At 56.4% G+C, this 15,300-nt stretch carries 19 protein-coding genes; 6 read left to right on the top strand and 13 right to left on the bottom strand.

Translation table 11 applies throughout. The features are described from left to right. Nucleotides 1–202: 202 nt before the first annotated feature. Complete coding sequence (locus SGJ19_05085) at nt 203–1,393, bottom strand: site-specific integrase (protein MDZ4779607.1); 1,191 nt, start codon at nt 1,391–1,393, stop codon at nt 203–205. A gap of 321 nt (nt 1,394–1,714) precedes the next feature. Between SGJ19_05085 and SGJ19_05080 the strand changes: the two genes are divergently transcribed. Next, nucleotides 1,715–1,942 carry a hypothetical protein gene (locus SGJ19_05080; GenBank protein MDZ4779606.1) on the top strand — a complete coding sequence of 76 codons (228 nt, stop codon included), beginning with the start codon at nt 1,715–1,717 and terminating at the stop codon, nt 1,940–1,942. Continuing rightward, the gene (locus SGJ19_05075; protein MDZ4779605.1) at nt 1,939–2,145 is read left to right on the top strand and encodes a hypothetical protein; all 207 of its coding nucleotides are present in this window, start codon (nt 1,939–1,941) and stop codon (nt 2,143–2,145) included. The genes SGJ19_05080 and SGJ19_05075 overlap by 4 nt, the downstream gene beginning before the upstream one ends. Before the next feature lie 4 nt (nt 2,146–2,149). On the opposite strand, the gene SGJ19_05070 is transcribed toward SGJ19_05075, so the two are convergent. Then, nucleotides 2,150–2,884, bottom strand: coding sequence for a winged helix-turn-helix domain-containing protein (locus SGJ19_05070; protein ID MDZ4779604.1), 735 nt, complete (start codon nt 2,882–2,884; stop codon nt 2,150–2,152). Nucleotides 2,885–3,297: 413 nt separating this feature from the next. On the opposite strand from SGJ19_05070, the gene SGJ19_05065 reads away from it, so the two are divergent. The 4 genes from SGJ19_05065 to SGJ19_05050 all read left to right on the top strand — a co-directional run bounded on the left by SGJ19_05065 (nt 3,298) and on the right by SGJ19_05050 (nt 6,810). Beyond that, nucleotides 3,298–3,687 carry a hypothetical protein gene (locus SGJ19_05065; GenBank protein MDZ4779603.1) on the top strand — a complete coding sequence of 130 codons (390 nt, stop codon included), beginning with the start codon at nt 3,298–3,300 and terminating at the stop codon, nt 3,685–3,687. Nucleotides 3,688–3,779: 92 nt separating this feature from the next. Further along, nucleotides 3,780–4,397 carry a hypothetical protein gene (locus SGJ19_05060; protein MDZ4779602.1) on the top strand — a complete coding sequence of 206 codons (618 nt, stop codon included), beginning with the start codon at nt 3,780–3,782 and terminating at the stop codon, nt 4,395–4,397. Then, entirely contained in the window at nt 4,394–4,891 is a 498-nt protein-coding gene (locus tag SGJ19_05055) for a hypothetical protein (protein ID MDZ4779601.1), read from the top strand. The genes SGJ19_05060 and SGJ19_05055 overlap by 4 nt, the downstream gene beginning before the upstream one ends. A 182-nt stretch (nt 4,892–5,073) precedes the next feature. Further along, nucleotides 5,074–6,810, top strand: coding sequence for a hypothetical protein (locus SGJ19_05050; protein ID MDZ4779600.1), 1,737 nt, complete (start codon nt 5,074–5,076; stop codon nt 6,808–6,810). 38 nt (nt 6,811–6,848) lie between these two features. Here SGJ19_05050 and SGJ19_05045 read toward each other — a convergent pair whose 3' ends face one another. The 11 genes from SGJ19_05045 to SGJ19_04995 form a co-directional block, all read right to left on the bottom strand. Beyond that, nucleotides 6,849–7,079 carry a hypothetical protein gene (locus tag SGJ19_05045; GenBank protein ID MDZ4779599.1) on the bottom strand — a complete coding sequence of 77 codons (231 nt, stop codon included), beginning with the start codon at nt 7,077–7,079 and terminating at the stop codon, nt 6,849–6,851. 108 nt (nt 7,080–7,187) lie between these two features. After that, the gene (locus SGJ19_05040; protein MDZ4779598.1) at nt 7,188–7,844 is read right to left on the bottom strand and encodes an HK97 family phage prohead protease; all 657 of its coding nucleotides are present in this window, start codon (nt 7,842–7,844) and stop codon (nt 7,188–7,190) included. Nucleotides 7,845–7,853: 9 nt separating this feature from the next. Continuing rightward, nucleotides 7,854–8,396 carry a hypothetical protein gene (locus tag SGJ19_05035; GenBank protein ID MDZ4779597.1) on the bottom strand — a complete coding sequence of 181 codons (543 nt, stop codon included), beginning with the start codon at nt 8,394–8,396 and terminating at the stop codon, nt 7,854–7,856. Further along, on the bottom strand, nt 8,396–9,700 hold the full coding sequence (locus SGJ19_05030) for a phage portal protein (protein MDZ4779596.1): 1,305 nt from the start codon (nt 9,698–9,700) through the stop codon (nt 8,396–8,398). Before SGJ19_05030 ends, SGJ19_05035 begins: the two co-directional genes overlap by 1 nt. Nucleotides 9,701–9,731: 31 nt before the next feature. Next, the gene (locus SGJ19_05025; GenBank protein MDZ4779595.1) at nt 9,732–10,286 is read right to left on the bottom strand and encodes a hypothetical protein; all 555 of its coding nucleotides are present in this window, start codon (nt 10,284–10,286) and stop codon (nt 9,732–9,734) included. Further along, the gene (locus tag SGJ19_05020; protein ID MDZ4779594.1) at nt 10,286–10,627 is read right to left on the bottom strand and encodes a P27 family phage terminase small subunit; all 342 of its coding nucleotides are present in this window, start codon (nt 10,625–10,627) and stop codon (nt 10,286–10,288) included. Before SGJ19_05020 ends, SGJ19_05025 begins: the two co-directional genes overlap by 1 nt. Nucleotides 10,628–10,972: 345 nt before the next feature. Beyond that, nucleotides 10,973–13,297 (bottom strand): phage/plasmid primase, P4 family, encoded by a 2,325-nt coding sequence (locus SGJ19_05015; GenBank protein MDZ4779593.1) that lies wholly within the window; start codon nt 13,295–13,297, stop codon nt 10,973–10,975. After that, nucleotides 13,294–13,578: a hypothetical protein gene (locus SGJ19_05010; protein MDZ4779592.1), complete on the bottom strand. Its 285-nt coding sequence runs from the start codon at nt 13,576–13,578 to the stop codon at nt 13,294–13,296. The genes SGJ19_05015 and SGJ19_05010 overlap by 4 nt, the downstream gene beginning before the upstream one ends. A gap of 79 nt (nt 13,579–13,657) precedes the next feature. After that, on the bottom strand, nt 13,658–13,945 hold the full coding sequence (locus SGJ19_05005; GenBank protein MDZ4779591.1) for a DUF1580 domain-containing protein: 288 nt from the start codon (nt 13,943–13,945) through the stop codon (nt 13,658–13,660). A gap of 110 nt (nt 13,946–14,055) precedes the next feature. Beyond that, nucleotides 14,056–14,694, bottom strand: coding sequence for a hypothetical protein (locus tag SGJ19_05000; protein ID MDZ4779590.1), 639 nt, complete (start codon nt 14,692–14,694; stop codon nt 14,056–14,058). A 159-nt stretch (nt 14,695–14,853) separates the two neighbouring features. Beyond that, nucleotides 14,854–15,198 carry a hypothetical protein gene (locus SGJ19_04995; GenBank protein MDZ4779589.1) on the bottom strand — a complete coding sequence of 115 codons (345 nt, stop codon included), beginning with the start codon at nt 15,196–15,198 and terminating at the stop codon, nt 14,854–14,856. Nucleotides 15,199–15,300 lie beyond the last annotated feature (102 nt).

The raw sequence follows: 15,300 nt of genomic DNA, 5'->3' as shown, positions 1-15,300 counted from the left end.
GTCTTGCCGTCGCAAGTCTCGGTCACGAATCCGCGGAAGGGAAAATGAGCACTACACTTTTCGACCGACCATCGGTAACCCGCCAAGCGCTGCACTCTTCGAGCGCCGTTTACAATTCTGCCTTGCCAACCAAATGCACCGTTTCGCTTCAAGCATTAGTTGTTGGTATCGTTCCATGAGTTTGCACTCCCTTCTGGTGATTCTAGCCGATTGTCATGACAACCTTGATTGCGCGAGCGGCATCAGTTTCTGCGTAATGCTCCGTCATTGACACCGATCGATGTCCCAAGATCACCCGGGCGACCTCAGTGCCGAAAAGCCGCTTGTACTCCGTCGCCGCGGCATGTCGAAGTTGGTGCGGATGCCAGTGCGGAACTGTTGCTTTCTTACACGCCCGAGCAATCGCTTTAGCGTAGCTCGGAACTGTGTAGTGGTCCGCGGGCTGCCGCTTAGGATTCGCCTTTGGTTTCCGCGCCAATTGACTTGGTGTCCGGCCGCGCTGCCTGGCGTCTCTGGCCGCTCGGCGTTCCGCGTCACGCTGCACTTCGGCTTCGGCCGGGGAAAACAAATAGGTATTGGCGTCCCCTTTAAGAAACGCACGAACGATCTCTTGCGCCTGAGGACCGAGATAAATTTCCCGTGCGTGCCCACGCCAGGCATTCTTATGCTGAACTGGTCGAAAGACCCAGACCGTCCCCGAACGGTCCAACTCCGTACCGCGCATTGCCAGCACTTCCCCAGGACGTGCGCCGGTGAGTCGTTGTAAACGAATCATCGCTGCCACTTGCGGGCGCACGAGCGGCAACACGGCGTCGACGTCGACGTCGGGTACGGGCTTTACATCACCCGTTTCCTTTGCGTCCGAACGTCCCTTTTGAAGTCCTTTCACGCACTTTAGTCCGTGATAGATGTTGGGTTTGACGAATTCGTGCTGGCACGCCCATTGAAAACAGAGCACGACGCGTCGCACCGCTCGATTGATATTCCCCCGGCTCCAGCCGCGCTCAATCATCGCCTGTCGGACGGCTTGCAGCTTGAGCGGCCCGAAGTCGTTGGCGTTCGTCGAGCCAAAAAGCTCGCGCAGGACTCGGAGAGCCTGACGGATGTTGTTGACTTCGTGGGTTGGTGATCCATCCGAGCGGCGATAATAGGTCTCGGCATGGCGGAAAAACCGCGCCGCCAGCTCGGTAACGGTCACTTCGTCAGGCTTGTCCGCTGAGCATGGAACCGCTGTACCGATGCGCGCTCGATCGGCCAGCAATCGGTGGTAACGCTCCCAAGATTCGGGAGAGTCGTACATCCCCAGGTAGTGGTCGCGCCCATTGATGCGGACCACCGCGAGATTGCGGGGCTTGAAGTGCCGATATTTCGGCGGCGAGAACGATTTCGGCATGGGTGCATACTCCGTCGGACCGCAAAGTAGTACATGTACTACTGATTCACGGTCGTTTTGAGCCGCACTGCCTACGTCGGCAGGTAACACAAAAGCTTGTTTCGGCAGGACTTACGTCCAGCTCCCCCGGTAGGACTCGAACCTACGACAAAGCGGTTAACAGGGAGACTCTGACGAGCGCCGAAAACTCTGAAAGAACCTTGATTTCAAGCATTTTATCAACATCAGCGCCTTTTGCAAACCAGCTCGCACCGTGTTATAAGTCCTTATTCGATAGCGGTACGGAGGGCGTACCGCGGTACATTCCTGGAGCATGGCCCAATGGACGACGAATCGCTTCGAAAGCAGCAAATGAACATCGAGTCGCGGCTCGATCCGACGCGGCCCGAATACGTCGTGATGCTCCAGACCATGCCCGATTCCGGTCCTCAACGGTTGCTTGTCCACTACACGGCGATCGACGATCTCGTTCGACTGTTGCAAAACTTCAAGCAAGAAATTGAAGTGGAGCTAAAACAGAGTGACGATCAGCGGCAACTGGGCTTATGAGTTTGACTGTTGACCAACGCAACCGCGACGTACGCGACCCGCTCGAAGCCATCATCGCCCGATGCCAAGAATCGTCAGATCCTCCGGCGCTACTGGTAGAGCAACTGACGCAGCTACGCGGCGAGTTTGATCGAGCCGACCTTGCGCGGATGTATCGCGAGGCGGTGCGGCGATTGAGGCTCTATGAAGATTTGCGATTATAGCCAGTCATTCGGCCAATCTGCTTTGAGCCAAGGACTCTCGAAGCTCGTCCAATGAATACGGTCTTCCCTTTCGCCGGTGTGCCATTGAATGACAATTCGCACAAAGCACGACCAAATCAGTCGCTGCGTCAACCTGTCTGGGGGATTCAAGCTGGCTAATCGGGTTCAAATGATGAACTTCGATATACCCTTCTCCGAGTTGGCCATACGCAACGCTGAAAGAAAAACCACATGCCATGCAATTCACGCCATGAATTCGAATTGCAGCGGCGCGTAATTGCTGATTGCGCTCGTAAGTGACCGTCCACACCAACTTGTGTTCGCCCTCGATCGCAACGGAACTCAGCGGCATCTTCTCAATATTGGCTGACGAGTAAAGATTCACTTGAACGACGGCCGCCGCATCTTTCAACCGCACATGCCGACCGTCGCTGCTGTTGATCGCGCCAGCTGCAAGATGCATTGCATACTCGCGGCCACTGTCAGTGATAGCCCATAGGTTCCGCGTTCCCTTTGCACAACATCCTTCCAGCGAAAGGTGATGCTTTGTGTACGCAAGTTCATTGCGCCATACGACTTCTGGGCGATTGTGCTTTAGTTCTTTCTGTCGGTTGGTCAACTTCATGAGTTCAAGATCCGCAACCGCGTCGAGCACTTCCTTCTTCGTGCCACTGCCACCAATGTGCAGCAATGCCGCGAGTAATGCGAGCCGATGCTCGTCCTCCTTTCGCAATTGCATGTTTTGTGCTCCCCTGGTTTTTTCCAAAGCCATTCTGAGAGGAATCTATTGGCATCTGACCAATGTTTGCAAACATTCTTCCACCATGTTATAAGTCTTTGGTTTTGGGCGGTGCAGAGAGCATATTGCGGTGCAATTGTGGTCGGCAAGCAAACTAAACCAGGATTCAGGCGTTCCTTATGACAGCGATTCAAGTGAACGACAATCCGGAACGGCTAGCAACCCATGAGGCGGGGCACAGTGCAATGCAATGGTTCGTGGGTTGGGGACCGCTACTAGAAATGATTCAGATTAGGATCGTTGGCGGACTCGGGTCAGACCCTCGGATGTTTGCGACGCCTCCAACAAGTGCGGAACTACTACAGTCGTCCGTGGTGAAAAGTCGACTCTTGGTTCTCTTTGCAGGAGCCGTAGTGTCCGACATTCGTTACAGCACCGACAATGCCGAGTTTCGTGACGATTGGATTGAAATTCTGTTCGCGGCGCGAGTCCATCTTGGGTTAACCACAAGTTCATGGAACCCAAAGGATCGCTGGAGCGTACCACATATGCCAGACGTGAATAGACTCGTTCAAGAAGCACGTAAGAAGACGTCTGAAGTTGTTCAGACTGATGGAATTGCATCTGCCATTGATGCTGTAAAGGACGCGCTGCTCGAATCACGTCCAAATAGTGACGGATTGCGCACGCTTCCTGGCGAAGAAGTAGTTGGCCTTTGCGTTGAGGCATGCGGCGCAGAGTTTCCTCAGGACAATCAATGGCGACGTTGGATTGACGGCACCGACATTGCGGCGGCCGAATGATTGATTAAGACACTTTAGTTTCTCACCGTTCCCTTGCCGCAGCCAGCGAATTAGCGCAGAATGTTCGGAACTCTTATCGGAACGGAGAAGCCATGTTAGCCGTAGTGGCCTGCGCAATGTTGCTCATATCGCCTCAGTCGATGAAGCCGTCCGAATGGCCGGACGACTACCGCGAGTGTGTCGAAGCTCACACGCAAGCGTATGTTGCGGGCGAAAAGCAGAAGCTCAAAGACGTGACGTCGGAAGCACTGCGCAATCGAGGCAGCAAGGAATATGCCGAGCGACTCAGAGTACTCAAACGCCGAGTTAAAGCAGTCTCCCGCAAGAGTTTCTACGTTGAGCCCAGTTTGTGGAATGACAAACCACTCAAAAAGGGCAAAATGGGAGTGCTTAATCTGTCGCTTGTAGTGCAGCAGGTCATCGACGAGCAATCGGCTCTGCTGTCGCCCATTAGCACGCAAACTTACGCTGACGTGATTGGCTCCGGTCCAGCCCAGCAAGGAAACTTCGTTACACGCCAAAAAGAAGTAGTTGGCAAACCATTCATGTTGCGCGGAATTGACACTGATGAATGGACCGACGGCGACAGAATCAAGCCGATTCGGGGCGCGTATCGAGTCGAGGGCACCGAGACGTATGACACGGCAATCGGTGGAACTAGCACGGTCTTCGTTGTAAAACCAATCGAGCCAGCAAAGGCCGACAAATGACCCGCCTCATCCGCTGCACTCACAAGTCGCTATCGCTAATGCTCCGGCAGCTGACGGCCGCCATGTTGGTTGCGTGCTGCCTGGCCGGATGCACTGACAACAGGAGCAATCCGCCGCCTGTGACGGTGCCAACAGACGAGATTAATATCAGTCCACCCATCAGCCACCTCTCGCTCGACGAACTCACTGCGCGGCAAGTTGAGGCAGTCACCGCTTGCCGTATGCTGTTGAAACCGGTTTTTGCCGCAGAGGGCCGTACGGCGCTCGCCCTGACAACAGTCGCAATGCGCGGCAGTGCGAATGGAGATTTCACGACTCGTGTGGTATGGGAAGGCACTGGCTTCGTTGATGGGCATCCGTTCTACAGCCAATTCTGGCACGACATGCGAGTAAATGACTGCGGCCGTCCCGATTGGGGCCTCGCATATCTGGAAGTGGAGGGCCAGCTATCGAGCGAATACATAATGCCCTTGGTTCCACTGCGCGGCGACTGAAAGTCTCGCGGTGCGCTGACCGAATGGAGAGTGCTACTTCATTCGTCAATATAGCAGAACCGAATGACCTCACAACATGCTGTTGCGCAATACCAGCTGGAACTACTCGCAGCACAACTAACTTGCAGTCGCGATCGGCGAATGCCAACTACGCCACCCGGCCCTCAAATGTGCAATCTGCCATGAACAACCTTGATCTTCGAATTGCTCCATATCTTTCGTATGCGGAAGTATTCAAGACAAGCGCAACGACGAGAGACGTCGTAAGCACCGTTCGTTCCGTTCCTCGTCGTGAATTGCTTCGCGCTATCTGCGTGATGTCACGCTACCTATACTCGCCAGCAGCCAGTGATGCTGATCAGCAAATTGGCTGGGCGCGCCAACTGCTGCCGCCCGACTGGGCAAATCAAATCATAAAGCTTCGTGAAAGCGGGGCACGGTCGAATGCAATCATTTTTCATCGACGTGCGTTGTGGCTCGTTTTGCAACTGTCCGTCCTTTGCGGCGACGACGGCGCTGACTTCCCAAACAAAGCGGATGCAGAACGGCAAGTAGCGAAGGCTATGTTCATGGCGAGCGACCTGTTGAATGAGCTTAACGCAAGCTTTCAAAGGTCGCTGATCGATGTCCCTCCATTGGAATGGATGATTGCTGTCGTAGTTCCGCTACTTGATTTTTCGAGTACTCGCATCAATGTTGAGGTAGTTGGCAGAGCCTGCCTGCTTTGGGACGAAGTCCTGAACGATACTGCCTTCATGCGGCGAGCCAAGCGACTCGGAGTGCCAAGTGCGCATGACGTATTCCAAAAGGAGTTTTCATTTTCATTGGCGGCTCTGCTTCGTTCACTTGTCGCAGTCTTCACGAAGTTTGCTGGGCACCATGCGACTAAAGTAGCTTCGCCAATTCTCTTTGAGTTCAAGTACGAGAGCGACGCCGGCATATCGGAGGATGAATGGATCAAGAGCCTGGGGATGTTATCGCAAACCCCGGACGACCTTGCACTTCAACTGCTTCGAAGCAGGCAGTCGTGGTCGTACGATGTTACACCGCTTTCTGAACGTCCTCTGATCGAGGTTGAGGCAGGTAAGTATTGTTGTCCGGACTTAAACCTACTCGCCCACGCATGCATCGACCGTGTCTATTACCTGCTGCAGCGTGCCTACGGAAAGCAGTTTGGCGCGTTCATCGGCGTAATCTTTGAGTCGTACGTCGAGCGTGTCCTCGCTGAGTTCTTGCCCTGCGATGGGCCTCTACGAACGTTTTTGCGTCGTCCGCGCTTTCAAGGTTCAAAGGATGAAGCAGCTGACGGAATGCTGCTTTGGCATCATTCAGTCGCGGTGATGGAATACAAGGCGTCGCTTCTGACAACTCGGCAACGTATGGCAAACTCAACAGCCGAAGTGCTGCAGGGCATTGGCTCCATCGGTGCTGGAACATCGAGTTCCGACAAGAAGGGCGTCGTCCAGATTGCAGCAAATATCCGTAGGCTTCTTGATGGTGAGCATTTCATCCAAGTCCAAAACGATGGGTACGATTTGACGGCCGTGCAGCGCATCTTTCCAGTGCTCGTTTGTCTCGAAGAGAGATTGTCGCCAAACGCAGTTCGACGGTGGCTACAGAGTAAATTTTCGGAGGCGATGGGAGAATATGCGTCGGATCACCGAATCCAACAACTGATTGTGTTGACGATTGGCGATCTGGAACTGTTGACGATGATATCGCATGCACGGCCAATCGAGTCTCTGCTTTGGGACTATTCATTGCACCTGGTGGCCGAAGCGGATAATTTCACGGGTACTTTCTATCAATATGTTCTTCGTAATCTAAAGAATGAACTCGACCTGGACAAACTGCTCACCAAAAAGTACTTTCGTAAGTTTGGCATTTCACCTTTGCCGATCGATGCGGAAGATGCTTAGTATCGACAGGGAGTGGCATGTACTTAGCCCAACGGAGGTCAACGCTTCATCAACATTCGTCCTGCGTCAATGGCAAGTTGGATAGCGCCGCGCGTTTCATTGAGCGCCACCCGGTGGTAGTCTTCGCTCAGGTGCTTGTCGGACATTTCATCTTGCTTGCGCAGCCATTCTTCCGCTTCCAATAGCCGCGCACGAGCAATCAAGAGTAAATTGCGGGCGCGCTGGTTTTCCGGAGGCATCGTTGCGCTCTCTTTCAAGAAGGCGATCATTGCATCAGTTCCTGAAGTGTGACCCGAAGCGCCTCCGCTTCGTCGAGTAGGTGGCGAGCGTTGGCGAATTCCGCATCGGTCAAATCGCGATACTCGGCCTCTGCCCGTTCAGCCAAAGAACGGAACCGAGACAGGCGCGCGTCGATAGATCGCTTGAGACTTTGCAGTGTTTGTTGGCTTGCTTGGGGCATATACCTTTCCCGTGAGTTTGGCAATTGTCGCCCGCGCCATGGCGAGCGTGGTGCGCCTGGCGGGGCGAACGTAGGTTTCGCGACATGCTGGCCACGTCACGAGCGACACCTCATCAATCCAGGCCCGGCTGATGACGCGCGTCGATTTGCCGTTGACGACTTCCCAACTGTCTTCCAGGAAGTCGAATCCGATGGACATTTGTCGTAAGTCGCCACGTTCGACGCTCGTCCAGGTATCACGCCCGATCGCTGTGTTAGGCAGCTTGATGGAGCAACACAATCCCTGACTGGATTCCCACAACTTGAGCGTCTCGGCACTCTGCCGCCCGAGAAGCTTATCGCTTTCGTGCTGCAGAAGTGCCACGGCGTCGCAGCGCTTCGAGCGCAGGCATTCGGCGAACGCGCCTTTGCGGAAGAGAAGTTGGTGCTTGGTACGGGGAATCATCACGTCATAGCAGGTCGCCAGACCGTCGAGGGTCATCGGCCGCAACTCCCCCTCCGGCTCGCCAGCGGGGCGAGCCTTCGGGGAAATGCCGCGAGTCTCCGGAGCGGAGTTGTAGTACAGTTTTTCCACGGGCGTCTCCTAAGTGATGTGGAAGTAGGGCACGACGGGTTGACCCGGGTCCGGCGGCACGCGAGAGAATTGCGGTACTGGGCGCGGAGGGGACAACGCCCGGTCGATGTCGTCGGCAAACAGTCTCGGGTTCGCGGCCGAATGTTGGTTGGCTTGGCCTTCCAAAGCAGCAATCATTTGCCCCTCGTGCGCCGTCACCCGGTGTTCGCGCTCCAGCGCCCTCAACTTGTCCCGCGTTTCGTTGATCTGCGTAGTCAGTCGTTCGCAATCTGCTTGATGCTTCTTGCGGCGGTCGGCCACGTCCGCCAACGACTGGCGATACGAGCGCTGACGTCCCCACGCCTCCACGTCGGCGTCGATCGCCTCGGTGGGAATTTCGAGCAGGTTCATCGCGTCGACCACTTTTGCCGTGTCGGCTTCGCTCAGCTTCTTGCCGTCGTGGCTTTGCTGAATAAATTTCCGATAGGCTTCGAGGGCTTCACGTCGTTGTGCTTGACGGCGCGATTGCACGGCTTGCGTGACGGCTTCGGTCGACTTCGTTGCGGGACTCATTAGGACCTCCAGGAAATGGCGCTCGCCGCGTGACCGTTCGCACCATGCGAATGGCCATTCTGGCGAGTCGGTTTGTCGATCACTTTGGGTTTCTTGCTTTCGTCCGCTGCTTCCATGTTCATGGGGGTGAGATACACGTCGCCTTGCGTGCCGATACCATCCATGTTTTCAAGGGTGCGAATGTCGTTGGCGCTCAACCAGCCGCCCTGTCGTCCCGTCATGTACGCGGCGTAGCGTGAGTTGATGTCGCCGCGCAACAGCACTTCTTGCTTGAATTCGCAGTACAAGTCCGGGTCCGCAATCAAGTCGCGTTGAATTACTTCTTCCCAGCGGCGAATCCACGGCAGAAGCGTGAATGTCACGAATTGCAGTCCCAAGTTTTCGACGTTCGAGAATGTGGCGTGCGACAAGTCGCCCAGCAGGTGCGGCGGAATCCGCGTCACACGGCAGATTTCCTCCACGCCAAAGCGGCGGGACTCAATGAACTGCGAGTCTTCATTCGAAAGACTGATCGGCGACCACTTCATCCCGTCCGTCAGCACGGCCACCTTATGGGCGCTGTCTGCGCCGGCGTGAACTTCATTCCAACTGGTGCGCATTTGGCTGGCGGCCTCGGGCTTCAAGGGGCCGTCGCAACTCAGAATGCCGCTCGGTCGCGCGTTGTTGGCAAAGAACTTGCCAGCGTACTTGTCGAGAGCGATGTTCGCGCCGATTGCTTCCCGGGCCATGGCCACCAGTGACATGCCGCGAATGCCGTCCCAGGTCATGCCCCGCAAGTGCAAGACCTCGTCCGATGTGAAGCGGTGTACCTTTTGGCGGGCGTCGCGGAACGTGTACACGGACTCGCCATTCACTTGCTCGATGGTCACATGGTCTGGATGCATCGGCACGATGGCGGCCGCATTGCCAAACTGGTCACGAAGCACCGCCGCAATCCCGTCGCCCCGTAGCAAGGCGTGGGCGGTCAATTGTTCGATGCATTCAAACAATGTTTGACGGCTGTTCGGTTGTTCGGTGATGGCTCGCAACGTCGGAGCATAGACGCGCTGCCGGCTGCCGTCGGGGCGACGTTCAAATACGTGCAACGGCATCGACGCGACCGATTCGCTGATGACCTTCACGGCCGCGTAAACCGCGCTTGTTTGCAGCGCCGTAGAAGTTGTGACCGTCTCACCGCTCGCTGCTCGGGAATAGTCGCCCAGCAAGTTGTAAAACCAACTCCCGCCGCCCAATCTCAAGGCGTGTGTGCTGCGTTCCTCGACGGCCGGCGGTCGGCGGAACCATGAGCGAAGCGAATTGAGCATTGCGTTTATCTCCTGATTGATTGAAGGTTTGTTAGAGCGGTGCGTTCGTTGATCGCGCCCACGCTTTGGCGTCAAACTTCTTTTCGTCGAATTCCCGTTCCTGCCAGTCAGCGGGCAGCGCTGCGATGAACTCGCGTTCGGCGTCCGTCAGCAGCCCCAAGCGTTCGAGGTACGTGGCCTGGTCTTCGTACAGCCGGCCAAAGTCCGCCTTGATGCACAGGCATCTCGGCAGCCCGAAGTAAAGCTCATTGCAACTTGCGTAGTACGCTTCACGATCTTCCACTGGCATGCTGGCTGCGATGCGGTCCAAGTGGGCTTGCCGCTCGGGGTCGTCGAATGGGTGTGGCTTGCCGTCTGCCGGTTGCCTGCGCTCCGTCGCTTCAAACTTCCACCACGCCCACGGCCGTTGCCCCGGGCATTGCTGAATGAATGCCGGCAATAATTCGTCTTTCATTGCCTGCCACGCCTCGCGCCAGTCGTCTTCAGTCTTGAACGAACCGAAGAAGTCGTGGCCGCTGGCGACCGCGTAGTATTCGAGTTGCGTGTACTGCGAGCGATGCTTGTTGCGACGTCGAATGGATGGCATTAGGCCCTCGCTCCTGCAAGTCGTGGCGGTCTGGCTTCCGTCGGCGGTTCGCAGTCGAGTACCAATTCGCGAACCAGTCGGGCAAACGCAATCCGGGCGTCGCGCTCGATGCCGACGCAAGGGTGTGCGCGGGGTTGGCCGTGTTTGTCGTTGAAGGTCAACCCCTCGGTGGCGATTTGTTCCCGCGCTTGCTGGCACCGGTCCCATGCCTCACAGGCGGCTTGCAAGAGCTTCAGGTGATGCGCCTCAAATACGAAGTCGCCGAGTACCTTCCGCCACCAGGCTGCCGCCTCGGGGCTCAGGTGGGCCGGCGGATCGGCTGTTTTGCTTGGTCTGGTCATTAATCAGTTCCCTTTTGAACCGGGGCGGCTGTGAAATGCGCTCGCCTCCCCCGACGTATGTAGGCCGTCAGGCTGTAGAGATTGAACGTCCTTTACCCATCTTCACATGCTGCGCCTGAGCTTCCGCTTCCAGCGCTGCCGCCAGCGCCACTTCGTGGTCGCTCAACGGCTGCCATACTGCATGGCGTCGAGGGTCCGGCGGCTTCCGGTTCCGCTTCGGTGCCGTCACGGAGGGAACGGAACCTTTTGATTGTGTTTTTGAAAAGTGTTCCATGTGCGTGTGTGTGGAATAGTTTTCAGAAATAGGGTCAGAAGGTTCCGCTGGTTCCGTAAGGTTCCGTTCACTCAGAATTCCAGCCGGCTCCGCAGGTCGACGCCTCGGTAGTGGGTGCCGTTGTTCGTGTATCGCTCGATGCCGCGTTCGGTAAGCTTCCGGCCGAATCCGCGCTGACTCATCACATACTCGCCAGATGCGTCCCCCCACGCCCTATAGTCCGCGTACAAATCGCTGGCCTTGATCGTGCTTGTTGCGTTTAGATCGCACCGCTCAGCGAGGTAATCCCCAAACACGTCCATATCCGCCCGGTACTCGCTGGTCGCCGCCAACACTTCCGCCGGCTCATGCAAGCCGTAGTCCAACCAGTCCCGAACGCCTTGCAGCGCCCAATTGAGGATGCCGCTCAACTCACCGAGCAACTTCTCCGGCAACTCCTGGTCTTGTTCCTCTGGCGGGATCGTGACCGAGAACGGAATCAACTTGATGCGCCGCCAGACGCCGACATCGTTTCCACGGATGACGGGCCGATGATTGCCCGCCACCCAGATGTGGTGCTGGGGCCAGAATGTCCAAAAGTTCTCATACATGCGGCGGGTCGTGATTGGGTCGCCGCCGGTGAGCATCTTGATCGTGGCCTCGGCGAAGCGTCGGCCGTCGTCTACCTCGATGGCGGACACGAATCGCTTGCCGAATAAGCTAGCCGTTTCCACCGGATGCCCTCCGCCTTGCGGTTTAACGAGCAGTAACTCCGGCGGCGCGTTCAGTCCGTAATCGTCGCCCATCAACCGCTTGATGGTGTTGAGAAACACGCTTTTGCCGTTGGCACCGACGCCGTAGCAAAACAACAAGCAGTGATCCCGCACGATGCCGGTAATCGACATGCCGACGGAGCGCTGAAGGAAACTCACCAGAGACTGCTTGTTGTCCATGATCCGATCAAGAAACCGCAGCCATTGCGGACACTCGGCCGCCGGGTCATAAACCACCGGGGCCAGCTTGGTGAGCAGGTCATCCCGACGATGCGGCTGTAGCTTTCCGGATCGCAAATCGAGGGTGCCGTTTTCGACATTCAGCAACCACGGCTGCGCGTCCAGTTGCTTGGGGAGCACTGGCACGCCCGGCTCACTCTTCGCAAGCGCCAGCGCGTTGCGGATGCCGTTCGCGGAATTGCTAGCTCTGGCGAACGCCGTGACGGCCTGCTTGAGTTGCTCGGCGGCACCTTCCGTCTTATTGATCTTGGCGACTTCATCCCATTGCTCGGCGGCTTCCGTCTTCGCCAGCGACTCGATGACGCGGCGTTCGTCCGTTTCCCAATGCCGTCCATTGAATACCAGCCAACTTTTCCATGGATCACAGTACACGACTCGCATTCCGTATTTGGCGATGAATCGTCTCGCGTTCGCAAGTTCCGTGCGGGCATCGACGAAGTGGAGGGATAATTTGATGTCTGAACTGCCCGTCGACGTTTGCTGTTGCGGCGCATCATTAAGCGACTTGCCGCGAATTGTTTTCTGCTCGGCATCACGCAGCCTTAACAGAATCTCCGCTTCGGTGAACTCACTCGGGAACGGCACCAACCGATGAACTTCTGCCACAAGACGGAACGCGTCGCCGTCGGGCAGGTCCATTTCCACGGCAATGATGCAGACCTTCAGCAGACGCCGGCTGCCGTCGTTTTCTTCGCCCGTCTTGATGCTGATTGCCCGTTTGAGCGCTCGGCGAAAGCGATCATCGCTACCGGTGCCGGGCTTGGGGCTTTGTTGCGGCTGAGCTTTAGCACTATGGGCGTGCTGAATCTGTTGAACGATTGCGTCGAGTTGCTGCTGAGCCTCGATAATCTCGGCGTGCTCGGCGTCAACGACGTGGCCTGTCAGGGCGAAGTATCGCCCCTGATCGTAGGTTTCAATTTCGATTCCATCGACGGCGGCCTTGTGTTTGATGCCCTCGGGCAGTTTGCCTTTGACGATCAACTTGACGCCGGTGCCGGATGGCGAAATCTCGGCGTAGCTCTTGATCGTCGCCAAGATTTGCAGCGCCGTCGGGTGCAATTCTCCGGTGTCTGCGTCGCGACACTTGTCCAAGTCGATGCCGGCGTATTCATCGTCGGCCGAAAACTCGAATCCGATACCAGCGAAACGTTGCGGGTCCGCAAGATAGGGATACCAGCATTCTTCAAAGCGATGCCACGTGGCGGGATCGTCACAACTTGCATTGCGCCGGTTCACTGGGTCATATGGCATCTTGCGAGGCTTCGCGCCGTTCTTGCCTGGCAGCGCCCGCCAGCCCACCCATTGCTCGCGTTGCTTCAACTCGGCGGGGATGGAATCCCCGTTGACCTTAAGCCAGTCCGGCGTCGCGCCGTTCGTCGTGTGTCCGTTCGTGGCTGCAATCATGCCCGGCCCGCCTCCTCTGCCGTCGCCAGCATCGAATTCCAAGCCTCGATGGTCGGCACGATGCCCAACAGTTGACGGAATCGCCAGACGTTTTGAACGAGCTTGCGGCGGTCAAGAATCACAGCCGTCGGCAGATCGAGACAAAACTCCACGTCGCCCACGGTGCCGGTGATGATGCCGCCACCGGGGAACCAAAGGATGCGCGTGATGCGCAGTTCGGCGGGAATGACACAGCGCGTTGGTTGCTCGGGCGGGTATGTTTCGGTAAACTTTGTTTGCACGGTTCGTTCTCCAGTTCTCAAGCAAACACACGGATCGTGACGCCCCGGTTAGCCGCCGGGGTTTTTTGTTGAGCGCCGACTAGATGCCAGCCGCTTCGCAGTAACTGGTTGCAGCCGCGATCTCGCGGCGACGGGTTGCCGTAACGATGGCCGGCAAAGAGGGAGTGGAGTTGCTGCGCTGGATGAAGCGGTCAATCGCTTCATGGCTGGTGAATCGGCGACCGGCGATCATCAGCGATTCAAGCTGATTGCCACGGACGCCTTTGAGCACCCAGCGCCAGACCGACGCCAGAGAGGGTCGGCCGGGGATAATCGCCGCCGCTTCGGCGATGGAGAGAGGGGTCTCGGCGGAAAAGTCGATTGCCATGTCGCACGCTCGCAAGTGGATGACAGTAAGAGCCAACACATGCGATTGTGCGAGTATTTCTCGGAATGTCTAAGTAAGCACGGGTATGTTGCTGGGTAAGTATGGGTAGCCTAGAGCGGATACCAACCGGCACCACGTTTGTCGCCCGTCGCGTGAAACTTGATTAGCGTTAGTCCGTTGTTGAGTTGTTTCAAGGCACTTCGCAACCGTTCCCCGTCGGTGTCGTCGGACAGCGGGCTTAGCGCTGTGTCTGGCCATCCAAGTTCTTGGAAGCCATCGAGAATGGGCACCAGTTTGGCCGCACTGATCTTAACCTTGCGAATGACATCGCCACGAAATGTCAGCTCTCCGATCGATTTGCCTTTTTTCCACTCGGGCCTTTCCTTGGGGGCGTCATTGGGCTTCTCTGAAACTGTCCCGATGGCCTCTAATCGCAGAATAAGGCCCTTGCATCGCAAAAGTCGAATCTTCAATGAATTATCGGAAGTGAGCGGCCAAAGGCGTTCTGTCGGCGGAGTCAAAAAAGCATCGTCTCTTGCATGCCAGAGTTCACTGAAGACATGCAGTTCTGAAGTATCGATTTCTGGGGCCAGCCTTGCCGCTAGCTCAATTGCCTTGAAGGTAATCCAACTGAATCGTTGCGGGCGAGAGTGTTCCTCAGGTGACCATGCGAAATCACGGGCTATTTCATCCCATTCGCCAAGTTCGCGAAGAAGTTCTTTCCATTCGTCGCTTCGATACCAACCCATCGTTCATCATCCCTTTGTTGGACCGGCCGACCGATCGGCACCACGGCGGATGATGTTTCCGCAGCGCCGATCGGCCACGGGGATCATGACTTCCCCTAGCACGGCAAGATTCGATTCATTGGCAATTGGCAGGGATCAAGGACGCGATTCTCGACATCGCTACTTGTGCTTTCCCTTGCCCATGTTCGCTTTTTGCTCGACTCTCGAAGGCTTCTTTTCCGCTTTCGGTCTGTCTTGCTCTTCCTTCAATTCTTTTCTCAGTTGCACGAGTTCCTTATTTGCTTGCTTGATGTTTGCCTTCAGCGTGGCGAATGCATCTCCGTAACTCGCTTTGCCATGAACGCCGTGTGCTCCACTTGCCAAGATTCGCTCGTCGGCCGATGTCAGGGGCGACTTGGCGTTGTTGTTTTTCCATTTCGCCAGCAGATCCTCTGCCAACTCGATTTGCGTTTCCTTTGCCTTGATGTCATTCTCGAACTTTTCAATCTTCTTCTTGTCACCCATCTGAGTCTCCCTTCAGCCCCAAACGCTTGCCCTGACCGTTGAAACACGGTCAACCGAGGAAAGCCGGAAATGTTATGCTCCTCCGCCGTGCAAAAGTCAAAT

This window comes from Planctomycetia bacterium, assembly GCA_034440135.1.
Taxonomy (GTDB): Bacteria; Planctomycetota; Planctomycetia; order Pirellulales; family JALHLM01; genus JALHLM01.
The sequence above is the reverse complement of the archived record's forward strand: the minus strand, read 5'-3'. Positions and strand labels throughout refer to the sequence as shown.